General features: G+C 52.4%; 13 protein-coding genes. 8 read left to right on the forward strand and 5 right to left on the reverse strand.

Annotated elements, in window-relative coordinates; genetic code table 11:
* Nucleotides 1-280 precede the first annotated feature (280 nt).
* Together ACTOY7_RS13985 and ACTOY7_RS13990 are read left to right on the forward strand one after the other, a co-directional pair.
* A complete protein-coding gene (locus tag ACTOY7_RS13985; protein ID WP_160281198.1) occupies nt 281-1,402 on the forward strand; it encodes an aldo/keto reductase in 1,122 nt (373 codons plus the stop codon).
* A 186-nt stretch (nt 1,403-1,588) separates the two neighbouring features.
* Nucleotides 1,589-2,254 (forward strand): hypothetical protein, encoded by a 666-nt coding sequence (locus tag ACTOY7_RS13990; RefSeq protein ID WP_482670664.1) that lies wholly within the window; start codon nt 1,589-1,591, stop codon nt 2,252-2,254.
* A 152-nt stretch (nt 2,255-2,406) separates the two neighbouring features.
* Here ACTOY7_RS13990 and ACTOY7_RS13995 read toward each other — a convergent pair whose 3' ends face one another.
* Nucleotides 2,407-3,954, reverse strand: coding sequence for a PucR family transcriptional regulator (locus ACTOY7_RS13995; protein ID WP_300886500.1), 1,548 nt, complete (start codon nt 3,952-3,954; stop codon nt 2,407-2,409).
* A gap of 625 nt (nt 3,955-4,579) precedes the next feature.
* Here ACTOY7_RS13995 and ACTOY7_RS14000 point away from each other — a divergent pair.
* The 6 genes from ACTOY7_RS14000 to ACTOY7_RS14025 all read left to right on the forward strand — a co-directional run bounded on the left by ACTOY7_RS14000 (nt 4,580) and on the right by ACTOY7_RS14025 (nt 9,631).
* On the forward strand, nt 4,580-5,890 hold the full coding sequence (locus tag ACTOY7_RS14000; RefSeq protein WP_482670665.1) for a thiolase family protein: 1,311 nt from the start codon (nt 4,580-4,582) through the stop codon (nt 5,888-5,890).
* Between the two features lie 69 nt (nt 5,891-5,959).
* Nucleotides 5,960-6,370: a Zn-ribbon domain-containing OB-fold protein gene (locus ACTOY7_RS14005; protein WP_160281195.1), complete on the forward strand. Its 411-nt coding sequence runs from the start codon at nt 5,960-5,962 to the stop codon at nt 6,368-6,370.
* 158 nt (nt 6,371-6,528) lie between these two features.
* Nucleotides 6,529-6,768, forward strand: a complete 240-nt coding sequence (locus tag ACTOY7_RS14010) for an acyl carrier protein (protein ID WP_302135479.1) — start codon at nt 6,529-6,531, stop codon at nt 6,766-6,768.
* 3 nt (nt 6,769-6,771) lie between these two features.
* Complete coding sequence (locus tag ACTOY7_RS14015; protein WP_482670666.1) at nt 6,772-7,773, forward strand: phosphate acyltransferase; 1,002 nt, start codon at nt 6,772-6,774, stop codon at nt 7,771-7,773.
* A gap of 114 nt (nt 7,774-7,887) precedes the next feature.
* Nucleotides 7,888-9,000 carry a butyrate kinase gene (buk, locus tag ACTOY7_RS14020; protein ID WP_160281192.1) on the forward strand — a complete coding sequence of 371 codons (1,113 nt, stop codon included), beginning with the start codon at nt 7,888-7,890 and terminating at the stop codon, nt 8,998-9,000.
* A 115-nt stretch (nt 9,001-9,115) separates the two neighbouring features.
* A complete protein-coding gene (locus tag ACTOY7_RS14025; RefSeq protein ID WP_160281191.1) occupies nt 9,116-9,631 on the forward strand; it encodes a DUF1097 domain-containing protein in 516 nt (171 codons plus the stop codon).
* A 182-nt stretch (nt 9,632-9,813) separates the two neighbouring features.
* Here ACTOY7_RS14025 and ACTOY7_RS14030 read toward each other — a convergent pair whose 3' ends face one another.
* The 4 genes from ACTOY7_RS14030 to ACTOY7_RS14045 form a co-directional block, all read right to left on the reverse strand.
* A complete protein-coding gene (locus ACTOY7_RS14030) occupies nt 9,814-10,821 on the reverse strand; it encodes a flavodoxin family protein (RefSeq protein ID WP_160281190.1) in 1,008 nt (335 codons plus the stop codon).
* Nucleotides 10,822-11,043: 222 nt separating this feature from the next.
* Nucleotides 11,044-12,426: an MFS transporter gene (locus tag ACTOY7_RS14035; protein ID WP_482670667.1), complete on the reverse strand. Its 1,383-nt coding sequence runs from the start codon at nt 12,424-12,426 to the stop codon at nt 11,044-11,046.
* A gap of 410 nt (nt 12,427-12,836) precedes the next feature.
* The gene (locus ACTOY7_RS14040; RefSeq protein WP_482670668.1) at nt 12,837-14,492 is read right to left on the reverse strand and encodes a glycoside hydrolase family 13 protein; all 1,656 of its coding nucleotides are present in this window, start codon (nt 14,490-14,492) and stop codon (nt 12,837-12,839) included.
* Between the two features lie 212 nt (nt 14,493-14,704).
* The gene (locus tag ACTOY7_RS14045; RefSeq protein WP_482670669.1) at nt 14,705-16,246 is read right to left on the reverse strand and encodes an ATP-binding cassette domain-containing protein; all 1,542 of its coding nucleotides are present in this window, start codon (nt 16,244-16,246) and stop codon (nt 14,705-14,707) included.
* Nucleotides 16,247-16,331 lie beyond the last annotated feature (85 nt).

The following is a 16,331-nucleotide window of genomic DNA, read 5'->3' on the forward strand; positions in this document are numbered from 1 at the left end:
GTCAGATAAAAACTGTCAATCAGCTTCTTACAAGCTTCGCTTGACGAATCTGACTGCCATTTTTTATCCGGCTGTGAATAGTAACAATTTATTCTGCAAACTTGAAAAAAGGTATTGACTTCGAGTCACACGAAGCTGATATACTCATTATAATGCGAAGAAATGCTTCGCACAAGATTTATTTTCAGGTTCTGAACAGCAGCAATATGAAAAAACAGCTGTTCAGAGCAGGTACTCAAAACAGATAAAATATCAATCACAAGAAATGGAGAGATCAGACATGGGATATTTAGGAGAAGAGATCAGAAAGTTAGGATTTGGCCTGATGCGCCTGCCGCAGAAAGACGGCGTGATCGACGTGGAACAGGTCAAGGAAATGACAGACTTATTTATGGAGGCCGGATTTACATATTTTGACACGGCCTGGGCTTATGCGGGAAGCGAGGATGCCATCCGCCAGGCGCTGGTGGAGCGCTATCCACGGGACAGCTATCAGCTTGCCACAAAGAATGCGGCCTGGATCGACTGCAAGACAAAGGAGGAAGCGTATGCACAGTTTGACACCTCACTGGCGCAGACGGGAGCAGGATATTTTGATTTTTATCTGCTCCATAATCTGGGGGAAGCAAGATCCAGATATTTTGACGAATACGACATGTGGAACTGGGTAATGGAGAAAAAGAAAACGGGACTGATCAAGCACGTGGGATTTTCCTTCCATTCCACCCCGGAAGAACTGGAAGAGATTTTGAATGCGCATCCGGAGATGGAATTTGTCCAGCTCCAGATCAACTATGCGGACTGGGATAACCCGGCAGTGCAGTCAAGACGCTGCTACGAGGTGGCAAGAAAGCACGGGAAACCGGTTGTCATCATGGAACCGGTGAAGGGCGGCATGCTGGCGACCCCTCCCGAGTCCGTGCAGAACATCCTGAAATCAGCCGAGCCGGAAAGCTCCGTGGCGTCCTGGGCGGTCCGTTTTGCGGCGGATCTGGAAGGCGTGATCACCGTGCTGTCCGGAATGAGCAATGTGGAACAGATGAAGGATAACCTTTCCTATATGAAGACATTTGGCGGACTGACGGACAGCCAGAAGGAGACATTGAAGGAGGCCCAGGAAGAGCTGAAACGGATTCCGCTGATCCCCTGTACGACCTGTAATTACTGTGCGAAGGTGTGCCCCATGAATATCGGCATCTCTGGATCCTTCACGGCCATGAATTATCTGACTCTCTACGGCGATACCGCCCTGGCAAAGAATCAGGAGGGATGGCTTGTAGGCGGACATGGGCTGAAACGGGCGGACGAATGCATCAAGTGCGGAAAATGCGAGGAAGCCTGTCCCCAGCATATCGCCATCCGGGAGAACCTGGTAAAGGTGAGCGAAGCCCTGATCAAATGATCGTGCGGCTGAAACAGCCGGTCGGCGAACCTGCCCCTGATCCACAGTCAGATATAAACTAATTGAAGCAGAAAAACACTGCATTCACGCATAAGCTATTGTAATGGATCAAGATATGGGCTAGAATAAAATTAACAAATATCGTGAATCATTGCCGTTTATGTGAACGGCGGAAAGGAGGCCCATATGTTGAAGCAGAAAAGATACAGGAACTTGTTTGTGATCTCGTTGATCGGTCTTATGCTCATATCCTGCACAAGAGGATCGCCCTCTGACTCTGAGGCAGAAGAGATCATTCATGACTTCTGGGAGGGAGATTATGAGTACACCGTGTATAGTAAACACGGCGAAGGTTCGGAGCGGTTTCATGAAGAAGTGAAAGGAAAACTGATCTCCGACCCCTATCAGCAGTATGAGCAGGCGGTGGATGCGTCGGAGACGCAGGGAATCGTGGAGCAGTACTGGTATATGCAGGGCGAAAATGTGGTGTACAATATGAAAATGTCCGTATCCAACCGTCCGGACTACTGGACGACGTTTGAATCCGGAGCAAAAGGAAGCGACATGTACATCAAAGAGGATCTGGCATTTACCTTTGACCGGGAAGAAACGGTTTCCGGCCGGAAGGTCTGTGTATACCGCACGCAGTTCGAAGAGGAACATGTTGCGGATTATTCCCAACTGCCGGAGGAGGATGGAAAAGTTCCGGAAAAGTTTACGCTTCCCTTTACGATGGTCATGGAATACTACATTGATTTTACGGAAAAAGAGGTTGTCCGGATCCGGCTTGACGGCACCGATTCCGCCAGGGCAGCAGAGATTGCGAACCTGATGTATTCCGGAATGACCTAGGAAGAAGCAGAAGAGGAATTCCGGGAGAACGGATCAGAAGAAACTTATGAAGTCATATACGATATCAAAAATTTCAACGGGGCGGTTGAGATTGATCCTCCCGAGGATTTGAAAGAATTGTGATATCGGTATAGATGATCCGCCCTCTTTTTTTACATCATCCCCAAATACTTCAAGATCATCATGGACAGATTCATATTCATAAATTCCTCCCCCACCGCAAGCTCACACCCCATCAATTCCCGGATCTTCCCCAGCCGGTACAGCAGCGTATTCTTATGGATATGCAGGTTCTTCGCCACCAGGGCGGACTGGCCCGGCTGGTGCAGATATTCCTTCAAGGTAGCGATCAGCTCCGTCCCCTTTTCCTGGTCATACAGGTAAAGCCGCATCAATCCCGGATGTACCAGAAACCGGATATTGACCCCGTTTCGCTCCGCGGTCTCCAGCATTTTATACACATAATAATCACTGTAATAATACACCGGCGAAGGGTCTTTCAGCTTTAGACCCAGCTTCACCGCATCCACAGCCTGCTGATAGAAGGAAGGCATATCTTCCAGCTGCCGGAAAAAATTGCTGATCCCGGCCTTGAGCTGATTGGCCGAAAGATAATCCGCAAGCTGGCACATTTCGTATTCACTGAGATTCTGAAATAACTCCCTGCTGATAAAAAATACGATCGTATCCTCATAGATCACATAGATACTCCCCGAAAAAATCTGGATCAGCCGTTCCAGGATTACATTAAGCTGCAGATCGGAGGTGCTGTGTCCGGCAGGCGGGATGGCGACGATATAAAAAGCTTCTCTCAGATTGTAGCCCAAAAGCCGCAGCCGTTCCCGGATCCTGGACGCGTCCTGGCCCGGATTTTTCAGCAGGTCGGACAGGAAGTAGGAATACATCACGCCTTTATTTCTCGTATAGGCAGAATCCTTCTGCAGCTCCATGGAAACCAGGTTGGAAAACCGATGGAAGAAATCCGCGTCAAATTCCCGGAAGGGGTGTTCGGATTCCAGCATCATGATATGCCCCACCTCAATCCCCTGAATGCGGACCGCATCCACCAGCATGCCTTTCTGCACCAGTTCATTCACATAATAATATGCCGTATCTGCCTTGCGGACCTTTTCGTCCAGGCGGTTGGCGCGGATGGAGGCGATCCCCTGTTCGCTGATGTAACCGGACTGGCTCTCCGCGTTGAAAAATGCGTTGTCCGGGATCAGGCCGGCGGAGATGGCCAGATATTTATGCTGGAGGTCCACCACATAGATAGGATTGCCCAGGATCCGGGCGGCCGTGTCCACCAGATACTGCAGCCCATTTCCCGAAAACAGGGCATTGACCAGGAGATGCATCCCGGCGGTGATCTCCTGGAGCTGGGACAGATTTTCCAGGCAGTCGTTGAACAGCGCGGCTTCCGAGACGGACGGGCCGAAATAGGCCACGGTAAAGGCACTGCTGTCATAGCGGGAAAAATCTGCCCACTCCCCGCAGCAGAAAAAGGTAAATTCCGATGGAAGCTCCGGATCCGGCAGGCGGGAGGCAGAACCCAGATAAAGCGCGGCCGGGTCAAAAACAGTCTGGGCAGGATCCCAGAGCCGGGCAAACAGCAGATCCCGGGAGGCATCCTCCCTTCCAAATACCTGCGGCTTATAGCCTTTTTTTCTTAATTTTGAGAATAGTACGGAATATTCCATAGGCCCTCCTTCGTGTATGTATGTAGAAAAGCTGCCACCTGTACGGTTGGATGATCTAAAGATCATCCAACCTACGCATCCATTCGCAAAATCCGTGCTATCGCGCTCTTGCGTCTGCTAATGCAGCCGCATATTGCTCATTTATGCGTAGGTTGCTAATCCAAAATATCGGTTTTATTGCAATAAATTGCATAAAACTGATATTTCGGATTGCAACCGTACAGGTGGAAAAGCTGCCAGTGACAGGTTTTCTGTATTGTGCGTTCGTACAAAAAGAGTATCCCGCAAAACAGTAACATTGGGTACAAATACGATGAATTCAATACATTTATTATATATAATAAATGTACAATCGTAAAGAGAAAAACCTCTTTCGACAGGAAAAATTTCCACCTGTACGGTTGGATGATCTAAAGATCATCCAACCTGCGCATCCATTCGCAAAATCCGTGCTATCGCACTTTTGCGTCTGCTGACGCAGCCGCATTTTGCTCATTCATGCGTAGGTTGCTGATTCGAAATATTGGTTTTATTGCAATAAATTGCATAAAACCGATATTTCGAATCGCAACCGTACAGTTAGAAAACTTTTGGTGATCAAAAACACAGGGAAAGGAAGTTGATTATGACAACATTAGGAAAGTATGGAAGAAGCGTGTCGATCATTGGCGTCGGCTGTACCCCGTTTATGTACACGGTGGACAATCCCGAGACAGACGGGCTGACCGAAGGAGAAATGTTCGGTTACGCGGCGCTCAAAGCCATGGAAGACGCCGGGGTGAACCCGCAGGATGTAGACTTTTATTTTCACGGACAGGCCAGCCCCTTAAACGGCTCCAATTACCTGACCCCCAACATCCAGATCGGAAACTGGTTCGGGATGAAGGGAAAGGGCTCCATCCACCATTCGGAAGCATGCTGCACCGGCTATCTGGCGATCGAGCAGGCGGTCAACGCGGTTGCCTCCGGAAAATACAACTGCGTGCTGACCGGAGCCGTAGAGTTCGGCGACAGTACACCGTCTCCGGCGGACAGTGTGGAAACTCCGAAGCATCCCTACAAGAGGGATAAGATGACCATGGACAAATTTCTGAAAACCACCTCATGGCTGTACGACCGTACTTACACGCGGGGCCTGATGGCTGGGCAGGAGCTGATCTACGACGACGCGGCGGAATGGTATGTCAGGACCAGAGGGATCACGGCTGAGCAGATGAACAATACCCTGAACTGGATGTGCATTAACAACCGGAGAAATGCATCCGTGAATCCATTGGCGATCGAGAGAAAGACTTATGAATCTCTGGCAGAAGAGGCAGGCATGACTCTGGAGGAATACATGAATTCCCCGTACAATCCGCGCATGGGAGACTTCTTGCGTGCCGGCGGTGTAGAGCTGAAATGCGATGGCGCGGCGGCGGCCATCGTATGCGCCACCGAAATGATTCCGGAGATCGCGAAGAACTTAAAGCATAAGCCCATCGAAGTGATCGGTATCGGAAGCGTGGCCTGCGAAGCGACCACTCCTCATTTTGAGGTGCGCGCTACGGAAGAAGCAGTGCGGCAGGTATACGAGCTGACCGGATTGACCGGAGAAGACCTGGACCTGTTCTATGCCAATGATTTTATCATCACCTCCCACCTGGTATCTGCGGAGATCGCGGGATACCTTCCCTACGGCGAGGGCTGGAAATATATCTGCGACGGGCGGACCGCGTGGGACGGCGACAGGCCCATCAATACCAACGGCGGACGGACCTCCTTCGGGCACGCCCACGCGGCTTCCGGGCTTGCGGATGTATACGAGGCATGCAAGCAGATGTGGGGAGAGTGCGGAGACCATCAGGTGAAAAAGCTGCCCAAGACAACCATGCTCCGGGGATATGGCGGAGCGCAGAACGTTGCGGCGGTTGTAATTCGGACATTGGAGAAATAAAAGAGTGAGTGACTGGGGACACCCGGAGCGGGTGTGAACAGAAACCGTGATAATGCGAGGAGGCATAGCATGAGTATCAAATTAGAAAAAGTAGTGCAGAAATTTTATGAGGGCCTGGAAGAGGGCAAATTTCTCGGGAGGAAATGTCCGAAATGCGGAAATGTAGAATTTCCGCCGGTATATGCCTGCAATGCATGCGGCAGTTATGAGACGGAATGGTATGAGATCAGCGGAAAGGCAAAGCTGCATTCCATCGTCCTTCCGGCGGCCCTGTCATCAAAACCGGAATATAAGAAACTGGGAAAATACGCATACGGCGAGGTGGAGCTGGAAGAAGGGACACGGCTCAATGCGGTAGTCCGCGGCATCAGCAAGAAAAACAGAGCGGAAATGTCCGCGAAGCTTCCGCTGAACTGCCACGCATCCATCTTCGAGCGGGAAGGCGGATTCAAGACGGTTGTTTTTGACCTGGATGAATGATGGGAAAAGTTGAGGATGATACGGAACGCCGGACCGCACAGCCGCATGAGGAATTATGACGCTTTGCGGGTGCGGCCGGAGCGATATTCACGGCAGATTTCATCGGCCGTGGGTATGAAAACAAATAAATGCATTATAAAAAAAAGGAGACGAAAATCATGGAAAGAAAAGAATTAGAAGCACAGGTGATCAATATGGTAGCAACCTCTTACAAGCAGGATGCGGCATCCCTTTCCACAGAGACATTATTCAAGGAGGATTTGGGCGGGGCATCCATCCAGATGGTGGCTCTTGTATCCGAAATTGAAAACGAGCTGGATGTGGAGCTGATGCTTGCGGATGCCAGCGGCTGCGCGACCATCGGGGACCTGGTGGATCTGATTGAAGGAGAAATGTAAAAAATGAGTGTATTGGATCAGATTTATTTGAGAGCAAAAGAAAATCCAAGAAAAGTCGCATTTCCGGAAGCCATGAATGAAAAGATGATGCAGGCAGCGTACGAGACCGGGAAGGAGGGCTATATCATCCCGGTGCTGGTAGGCAGCGGCAGTGAGATCCGGGAGGCGGTCAGAGAAAGAGGCTATGAGGAAAGCGTATTTACCATTGTGGATATCAGCGAGGAAGAGTATAAGAAGACACTGATCGACAAATATGTGGCGCTTCCCCAGACCATTTTGAAGGAAAAGGCGCTGAACCGGAGAATGCAGAATCCGCTGTACTACGCCATGGTCATGCAGGCGGTGGAGGAAGCGGACGTGACCTTTGCGGGCATCGACAATACTACGGGGGATGTACTGCTGGCGGGGCAGATGATCATCGGATTGAAGGAAGGTATCAGCACCGTTTCCAGTATCGGCCTGTGTGATATTCCGGGCTTTTCGGGAAGCGAAGGGTCTCTCCTTGCTATCGGGGACAGCGCGGTCTGCACCAATCCGGACGCAAACCAGCTGGCGGATATCGCGATCTCTGCCTGCGATACGGTGAGGGCGCTTCTGGAATGGGAACCGCGCTGCGCCATGGTCAGCTATTCCACCCTGGGAAGCGGTCAGGGAGAGCTGATCGACAAGGTGGTGGAGGCGGTAAGGCTTGCCAATGAAAAGCGGCCGGACCTTGCCATCGACGGGGAATTTCAGTTCGACGCTGCCATTTCCCCGGCCGTAGCAGAGAAAAAGGTGAAGCGGGAGAGCAAGGTGGCAGGAAAAGCAAATGTCGTCATCTGGCCGGATCTGAATGTGGGAAATGTAGGAGTCAAGCTGATCCAGCAGTTCGGACATGCGGATGCCTACGGCCCCATGCTGCAGGGCTTCAACAAGGTGGTATGTGACTGCTCCAGAGGGGCGCCGGTATCCGAGATCAAGGGAAATATCGTGATCAGCGCGGTACGCGCGGCCGGGAGCAACTGATAGATGGAGACAAGCGGGGCACAGGTGTCCGGGAATAATTGAGAGATTGAGATCTTCTTGACACATGCAGCCCCAAGCAATTGAAAATGAACGACAGAAAGCAATGGTGTAAACATGAGTGAATATAAAATTTTAGCCATTAATCCCGGCTCCACGTCCACGAAGATCGCGTTATTCCAGGGAGAGGAATGCCTGTATTCCAAAAATGTATCTCACGACGCGGCGGAGCTGGACAAGTTTCGGAATCTGACGGAGCAGCTTCCCTACCGCCGGGATATGATCCTGAGCCTTTTGAAAGAGGCCGGGATCACACTGGACGATGTAGACGTATTCGTCGGACGCGGGGGCGGACTGCTGGCCATGGAAGGTGGCACCTACGAAGTGACGGAGCTTTTGCTGGATCATGCCAGGAACTTTGCCAACGGGGTCATCCATCCCGCCAGCTTGGGCTCCCAGCTTGCCAATGAATTTGCCGAAAAATACGGAGCGAAGGCTATGGTAGTCAACCCGCCGGATGTGGATGAGCTGCAGGACCTGGCCCGGATGACGGGCATCAAAGGGGTGAACCGGATCATCCACCTGCACGCGCTGAACTTAAAGGAAACCGCCATCCGTCACAGCAAGGCGGTGCTCCATAAAAAATACGAGGAATGCAATTATGTAGTCTGCCACATCGGCGGGGGAATCTCCGTTTCCGCCCACCGGCAGGGCAGAATGGTAGACGGCTATGACATCGTAGGCGGCGAAGGCCCTATGGCGCCGACCCGCTGCGGAAGCGTAGCAGTGGCCGACCTGCTGGCCTATATCCGGGAACAGGATCTGGACATCGCAGACGTGAAAAAGCTGTGTACCAGAAACGGCGGCTTTATCAGCCACACCGGAATCTCTGATGCGCTGGAGCTGACCGAGCGGGCAAAGAACGGAGACCGGTATGCGGAAATGCTCTGGAATACGATGATCTACCAGATCGAGAAATGCATCGGCTCCATGGCGGCCGTGCTCCACGGCAAGGTGGACGGCATCCTGCTGGGCGGCGGTATGGTACATAACAAGGATCTGGTGGAACAGATCACAGAGACCTGTTCCTTCATCGCTCCGGTCACGGCATATCCGGGCGAATTTGAGATGGAGGCCATGGCAGCAGGCGCCGTCCGAGTACTGGACGGGGAAGAGGAATTGAAGCAGTATACCGGAAAAAAAGTCTGGGAGAAATTTGATTTCGAGTAAGGAACCCTTGCAAGGGAGAGGACATCTTTTGCCGGCAGTAAGGAACTGTAGGAAAATAACTTGCGCAGATTGCGCAGGATATTTCCATACTCGACAACAGAACAGGAGTCAGGACATGGAAGAGAAGAGGGAAAAAAGAATCCGTATGCTCACACTGGCCTTCGGGATCGCTCTGATGCCGCCGATCTGGGCGGTGCTGAGTCCCTACATGGGAATCAGCACCGGCGCGGTGGCGCTGATCTGCGCGGGGTTGTATGTGGCAAATGGAAATCAGAGAAAAGACGCATTAAAAATCACGGTTGGCTTTCTGTGCGGGGATGTGTGGGCAGTCCTGGCAGTCTGGATCATGGAAGCAATGCCCTTTCATCCCAATGTGGAATTGTATTGCACCCTGTTTGTGCTGGGCGGCCTTGCGGTCATCATCGGAGAGACATACTCCAGATTCATCTTCGTGCCGTCCTGGCTGTGCGGCTGGGCCATCGGTCTGACCATCTTAGGGCCGATGAAGGTGCAGGAGTTCGGGACGCTTCCCATCCAGATCGGCGCGGCCATGATCGCAGGGGTCGTGTATGTGGGGATCGGGGTGGATGCGTTCCAGAGGATGCTGCTGAAAAAATTCGGGATATCATAATGAATAAGAAAATCTTGTTGTCTGACCGAACAATAGAATATTCTGATTGCTTTAATGAGGAAAACGAGCAAATGACTTAGATTACAGAATAATGCGCTTAAATCATGAGCAAAAGGAACAGCCCGCCAGACAAGCAATCTCCGGCGGGCTGCTCCCGTTGATCTGAAAAAAGAGGATTTATTTTATTCTTTCGCTACATTCCCAAACGCATTTTCATCCGTCTCAAACACCCCTGGATTGAATGCCGCATACGGCGCCTTCAACTCCTTCAGATTCTTGATCGTACCGGAAGGCTGTGCCTGGGTCTTGATCTCTGTGGAATGCTCCAGCTTTCCGCCCCATTTCAAGCGGGAACGCTCCAGCTCCTTGGGGGTATAGTGCATTTTTATCACGCCGTTTTCGATGGAGACGGTGCCGTGGGTTCCGCATACGACGCAGTCTGCCGTCTTTCCGTCATGGGAGATCTGGAGCAGCCGTGTATGGCAGATGGGGCACATGCCTTCCTCCGTGCCTCTCCACCGGATCCGTTCCTCCTCGGTCTCTGCTTCCAGAGAAGCAACGATGTTCTGTCCCACCGTGGTCATGCGGTCCATCATCTCTTGATTCCCCAGTACAGATTCATGAGCCATTGCCCCATAATATTCCACTGTGTCGATCACGTCGATGGCCATCGGGAAGGTAAATTCGTACATCATCGGCAGAGTCAGCGCGATCCAGTTTTCCGTCATGGCGCCGCCCACTGAGATCAATGCCGCCTGCCGTTTCTTAAAGGATCTCTTATCCGGCAGCGCTTCCTCCGGCTTTCCGGCAGCCACCCCTTCGTCCCACGCACCCTGCCGGAATGTAATGTCATGGCTTGGTCCGATCCTGTCGCAGATGGTCTTAAACCTTCCGGTTACGGATGTCTCATAGGTGGGACACGCCAGGATCACAGCATCCGACTGCATGACAGCTTCATCCAGGATATCAAAGTCATCATGACGTACGCAATACCCCCGTCCTCTTCCGGACATCATTCCGATCACACAGGCAATACAGCCGGTACAGTTGGAGATCTCCAGATCGTCCGCCCGGATAAATGCCGTCTCACAGCCCGCCTTTTCGCATTCCATCAAGGCGTGCTTCACCATGATATCGCAGTTGCTCATCTTTCTTCCAAATGAAATTCCCAATACTTTTTTCTTTTCCATAATCATTCTCCCTTCAATCTGTTTCATGATTTTTCTGATCTGCCAGTCCCATCACTGCATTTCCGGATGCCGTACAGTGAGTGCGCGGCGCTGTATGAACAGCGATGTTTTCCAGCTGTTTTTATATACCGCAACCCGGCCGATCATTGTACGGACCGGCCGGGGCGATGTTGCTGCACACACCCCGATCGGAGGCATACAACTTCTTAAAATCTATATATTTCACTTATCCCACGCATGCTTTCCTGCATCCAGGTCTGCCCGGATCTCAGAGACTCTCTTTGCATCCAGCTTGTAGAAGAGCATCGGGATCAGAGAAACAAGACCGATCACGAAGGGAAGCAGGTTGACAACCGCATTGATCCCCTGCCGCGCAGCCTCGGTCTGATCTGCGTTCGGAACATATCCGACTGCCGCCAGAAGAAGCACGCCTACGGAACCGCAGAGCGCAGTTGCCAGCTTCACGCCGAAGCTGAGCATGGAAGCCGCGACACCCTCCTGCCTTCTGCCAAGCTTCCAGTCGCCGTACTCGATGGAATCAGCAACCAGGCCGTAGCATACGGAAGAAGCCGAATTACAGAGCCCGCATACAAAGGATACCACAAGAAGGAACGGGATTCCGGCGCTCGGGAACAGGAACATGATCAGGAAACCAGCGTTCATCAGCATCTGAAGAAAGATCAGATAGCCCTTTTTGCCCAGCTTTTTCGTACCGATCGGAAGGAAGAGCGTACCGATCAGCTGCGCAATGGTCATGACCGTGAAAAATGTAGCAATATGCATGAAATCGCCGACCACGTAGATAATGTAAAAGGTAAGCAGTCCCATACGGCCGGATACACAGATCGTACCAAGTACCGTAGCCAGAACAACCATCAGAAGCTGGTCATTTTTTACAATTTCCCGGATCGCGCCGATAAAACCGAGCTTTTCCGAATTATCCTGGGGTTTGTGAAGCTGATCCGTGTATTTTTCCTTACAGATCGCCGCTGTAGCCCAGAATGCCGGGATCATCAATATAGATAGAACGATCGCAAACCGGAAGTATCCCTGTGCGTCCGCAACCTCTGCTCCCGGGCGGGAAAGTGCCAGCAGAGTCGGAGCCGCGACCATGGAAAGGATGATACCGATCACGGAAGAACCGATTCCGCGGGCGGTCGCCAGATTCATACGAACCTGAGAATCAATGGCGATGACATTCTGCAGCGCCTGATAAGCAATGGATGCGGCTGTGTATGCCATACCGGTGCCGATGTAGCAGACCAGACACGCAACTGCCTTTGCCGTGCCGGAGATCGGCCATACGGTAAATGTCAGGATATTAAAGATTGCCAGTACCGGCGGCGCAAAATACAGATATGGACGGAAACGTCCCCATTTCGTATTTGTGCGGTCCGCAATGCTTCCCATCATCGGATCGTTGATCGCGTCCCATACACGCGCGATCAGCATGATCAGAGAAATGGCGGATGCGGTCAGGCCTACGATATCTGTGTAGAACAATGTCAGATAATTGTTGACCATGTACCAGGACATTTGACAGCCGACTTCCCCCAGACTATAGCCGAATGCCAATTTTGGGTTTGTTTTTTCTTGAGTATTCATAGCTTCCTCCTTTAGATATGTTTTATATTATCCGTATTCTACCATGCGGATTTTCCCGGTACTATTTTTCTTTATCCCAAATACCGGCTGATTTTTGTCCCTTTTTCGGCATTTTTTTCTCTTCGGCATTTTATGGATAATTTTCAGGCGTTCATTTTTGTCATCCGGAGGGTTCCGCCGTGGACAGGACCTGTTTCCAAAAGAGAGATCGAGGTGTTCAGGCGCGTTTATTTTCAGTATCACTGAAAAACCCCTGCGGCAAAAGCAGCAGGGGCTTGATATCTTTAGGCACTTACGAACAATTTCTTGAGCAAAATGACAAAATTCTCGTATCATGCTTTTCTGGTTTATCCAGATTAGGAAAAAGATTAACAATATGTAACAATTCGGAACGGCAGACCATAGATCCATCAATCCTTCCGCATCCGGAACATCACCGACTCATAAGGCCGGAGCAAAGGTCCCCGGTAACCGCCTTCCCGGTCATAGGAGGACAGCAGGACCTCGTCGGCGCCTTCCAGCAGGGAGGCCGGGATCTCCTGCTCCTCCCGGGAGAAGTTGTGGAATGCCAGCATCGTTTCCTCTGCCGCGCTTCTGGTCAGTGCGATCAGCTTCGGATGTCCTGTTTCCAGGAAGGTCAGATCCCCCCGGGACAGCGCGGAGGATTGTTTGCGCAGCGCAATCAGCTTCCGGTAGCACTGATAGACCGAGTGGGGATCCTGACGCTGGGCTTCTACATTGATATCCCGGGTATTGGGATTGGTCTTCAGCCAGGGGGTGCCGGAGGTAAAGCCGCCGTTTTCGGAGCCGTCCCACTGCATGGGAGTGCGGGCATTGTCGCGGCTTTCCAGCTGGGCCTGAGCCAGGGCAGCCTCCGGATCCATACCGGAAAGCAGGTACTGCTGGTATTGGTCTCTGGTGCTGGGATCGTCATAATCCTCAATGGACGGCAGCTTCACATTGGTCATCCCGATCTCCTCGCCCTGGTATACATAAGGAGTGCCCGGCAGACTGTGGAGGAACATGGCCAGAAACTTGGCGGAAACCTCCCAGTACTCGCCGTCGTCGCCGTAGAGGGACACCTGCCGGGGCTTATCGTGGTTGCTGAAAAATCTGGCCCACCAGCCGTCCTCCTTCATAGCCTGGTAGCTTTCCTCAATCTCCTTCTTAAGCCGCTCCGGCGACCAGGTGTCGATCTCGGTCTTGGGCAGCACGAAGGGGATGGCCATGTCAAATTCCTCCCGGTCCGTTTTTACATAGTTGCCAAGCTCCTCCACGGTGGGCGCTGCCACCTCCCCCACAGTCAGGAGATTGCGGGGAGCGAAGACACGCCGGTTCATTTCCCGGATATAGGCATGGGTCCCCGGACGGCAGATGAGGCAGTCCGGGAAGGAGTAGCCGTCAGGCCGGGGCGGCAGGGCGGAATCGGGGAAATCACGGGGCTTGTCCAGGTAGCTGATGGCGTCCACACGGAAGCCCTCGACCCCTTTGTCCGCCCACCAGTTCATCATCTCGATCACCGAATCCCGAAGCTCCTGACAGGCCCAGTTCAGGTCGGGCTGTTTTTTGGAAAAATAGTGGAAATAGTACTGGCCCCGCTCAGGTACATATTCCCAGGCGCTTCCGCCGAAGGCCGAACCCCAGTTGTTGGGCTCATGTCCGTCCACCGGGTCCCGCCAGATGTAATAATCGGATCTGGGATTCTCACGGGATGACCGAGACTCCAGAAACCAGGGATGCTCGTCCGAGGAATGGTTCACAACCAGATCCATGATCATGCGGATGCCCTTTTTCCGGCAGGCGTCCCGCAGGCGATCCCAGTCCTCCATGGTGCCGAACTCTTCCATGATCTCCTGATAGCCGGAGATATCATAGCCGTTGTCGTCGTTGGGCGAGCGGTAGACCGGGGAAAGCCACAGGGCGTTGATGCCAAGCTCCTCCAGGTAGTCCAGCTTCTGTAAAATACCGGGCAGATCCCCGATGCCGTCCCCGTTGGAATCATAGAAGCTGCGGGGATAGATCTGATAAATGACCAGGTCCTTGATCCAATCTTTCTGTTCTGTCATAAAACATCCTCCTTATTGCTGTGCAGCAGGGCGCCGGCTTCCCAGCGGCCTGCAATGTGTTTCTTCTATTATACAACATTTAATGAAGATATCGACAAGAAAGTTTTTCGCTTTTTATCCGCGCGGTTAGCGGTACCGCTGTGAGTTTATTCCATTTCCCGTCTCCAGATAAATTCCTTCGGCGGAACCCCATACATTTTGAAAATGAAATATCATTCCATTGCTTTCAGCCCGTCGGCCGTCAGCCTGTACACCCGGCTGCAGACTTCCGCGATATACTTCCGGTCATGGGAAATGCTGATCACCGCCCCGGGAAATTCCTTCACCATCTGCCGGATCACCGGCCCGGACAGGGGCGAAAAGTTCCGGGTGGGCTCGTCCAGGATCAGCACATTGGCTCCGCTCAAGCTCATTTTCAGCAGAAAGATCTTTGCCTTCTGGCCTCCGGAGAGCTGGCTGATCCGGTGCTCCATCTCATCCGCGGTATATTTTAACGCGCCCAGGTACGTGCGGATTCGGGTCCGTTCTTCCTTGTCTCCGGTCTGCGCCAGATAATCCACGGGCGTCATGGAAAGCTCCAGCAGCTCTTCATAATTCTGGGGCATATACTCCGCATGGATATCCTTTCTGCCCAGCAGTTCTTCCGCGATCCTGCCCAGCAGCGTGCTCTTTCCGGAACCGTTTGCCCCGATGACGCAGACCTTTTCAGAGCCATGGATCCGCAGGCGGATCTGCCTGGCAAGCGTCCGCTTTTCGTCCGGCGTGTCCAGCCGTTCCAGTTCCAGATCCAGGACCGTTTTTCCAGAAGGGATTTTCGCGGTCTCGTCTCCCAGTTTGAAGAAGATGGCAGTCTCTTCCTCCGGTATTTCTGTCATGTGCTCATCCTCCCGGGCAAACCGCCGCTCCATGGATTTCACCGCATGCATCTTCTTTTTCAGCAGCCGCCCCTTGGATGGGTTCTGCCTGGTAATACTGTTCTGGGCGTGTTCCACGCTTTGATAGACCCGAAGGAATTTTTCCTCCCGCAACTTCTTCTCCCGCCGTTCATTCTTCGCTTTCCGCTCCTGGCTCTCGAATCTGGCGAGCCGTTCCTGCCGGTACTGGGGATAGGACATGCGGACGATCGTATATCGGGACCTGGTTTTGCGGCGGATCTGTTCGATGTGGATGACCATGTTGGCTGTATGCTCGATCAGGGTCTCATCATGAGAGATGAACAGCGCGATCCCCTTCCAGCTCAGGATCAGCCTTTCCACCCATTCCAGGGTTTCCAGGTCAATGTCATTGGAGGGCTCATCCAGGAGCAGGACGTCCGGCCCGGCGATCAGGAGGCGCAGCATCTGGGCCTTCACCTTTTCCCCGCCGGAGAGCGTTCCCATGGACTGCTCCCGGTAGAAAAAATCAACGGGCAGGCTGAACTCTCCTGCCATCCGGTTCAGGTCTTTCGGCGTCTGCTCCAGAAACATGGGCTCCTCCATAAAAAATTCGTAAACCGATAAGCGGGCGTCCCGGGCCGGCAGCTCCTGGGGCAGATATCCAATCCTGTGCCCCCGGACGATCCGTTCCCCGCTGGCTTCACAGTAATCCCCGATCCTGTCCGGGGAAGCGATCCATTGGAGAAGGGTGGATTTTCCGTTGCCCTCCTCACCGATGATCACGGCTTTGTCCCCGTCATTCCATACACAGCTGAAATCCTCCAGGATCACTCTTGCGTCTTCTTTGTGTGTGATGGTTACATTCTTTATCTGTATCATAAAACCTCCTGCGGTTTGACTGCTGACAGGCTTTTTTCATCAATCAAAACTTCCGGCGTCTGTGGTCTGCCGTTTTGAACCGTCA

The organism is Schaedlerella sp. (assembly GCF_056796775.1).

What these genes read in the sequence shown, in the direction of transcription:
- ACTOY7_RS14035 (WP_482670667.1), bottom strand. Translation starts at nt 12,426, where the DNA reads ATGAATACTCAAGAAAAAACAAACCCAAAATTGGCATTCGGCTATAGT.
- ACTOY7_RS14045 (WP_482670669.1), bottom strand. Translation starts at nt 16,246, where the DNA reads ATGATACAGATAAAGAATGTAACCATCACACACAAAGAAGACGCAAGA.
- ACTOY7_RS13985 (WP_160281198.1), top strand. Translation starts at nt 281, where the DNA reads ATGGGATATTTAGGAGAAGAGATCAGAAAGTTAGGATTTGGCCTGATG.
- ACTOY7_RS14005 (WP_160281195.1), top strand. Translation starts at nt 5,960, where the DNA reads ATGAGTATCAAATTAGAAAAAGTAGTGCAGAAATTTTATGAGGGCCTG.
- ACTOY7_RS14010 (WP_302135479.1), top strand. Translation starts at nt 6,529, where the DNA reads ATGGAAAGAAAAGAATTAGAAGCACAGGTGATCAATATGGTAGCAACC.
- ACTOY7_RS13990 (WP_482670664.1), top strand. Translation starts at nt 1,589, where the DNA reads ATGTTGAAGCAGAAAAGATACAGGAACTTGTTTGTGATCTCGTTGATC.
- ACTOY7_RS14040 (WP_482670668.1), bottom strand. Translation starts at nt 14,492, where the DNA reads ATGACAGAACAGAAAGATTGGATCAAGGACCTGGTCATTTATCAGATC.
- ACTOY7_RS14030 (WP_160281190.1), bottom strand. Translation starts at nt 10,821, where the DNA reads ATGGAAAAGAAAAAAGTATTGGGAATTTCATTTGGAAGAAAGATGAGC.
- buk (WP_160281192.1), top strand. Translation starts at nt 7,888, where the DNA reads ATGAGTGAATATAAAATTTTAGCCATTAATCCCGGCTCCACGTCCACG.
- ACTOY7_RS14015 (WP_482670666.1), top strand. Translation starts at nt 6,772, where the DNA reads ATGAGTGTATTGGATCAGATTTATTTGAGAGCAAAAGAAAATCCAAGA.
- ACTOY7_RS13995 (WP_300886500.1), bottom strand. Translation starts at nt 3,954, where the DNA reads ATGGAATATTCCGTACTATTCTCAAAATTAAGAAAAAAAGGCTATAAG.
- ACTOY7_RS14000 (WP_482670665.1), top strand. Translation starts at nt 4,580, where the DNA reads ATGACAACATTAGGAAAGTATGGAAGAAGCGTGTCGATCATTGGCGTC.
- ACTOY7_RS14025 (WP_160281191.1), top strand. Translation starts at nt 9,116, where the DNA reads ATGGAAGAGAAGAGGGAAAAAAGAATCCGTATGCTCACACTGGCCTTC.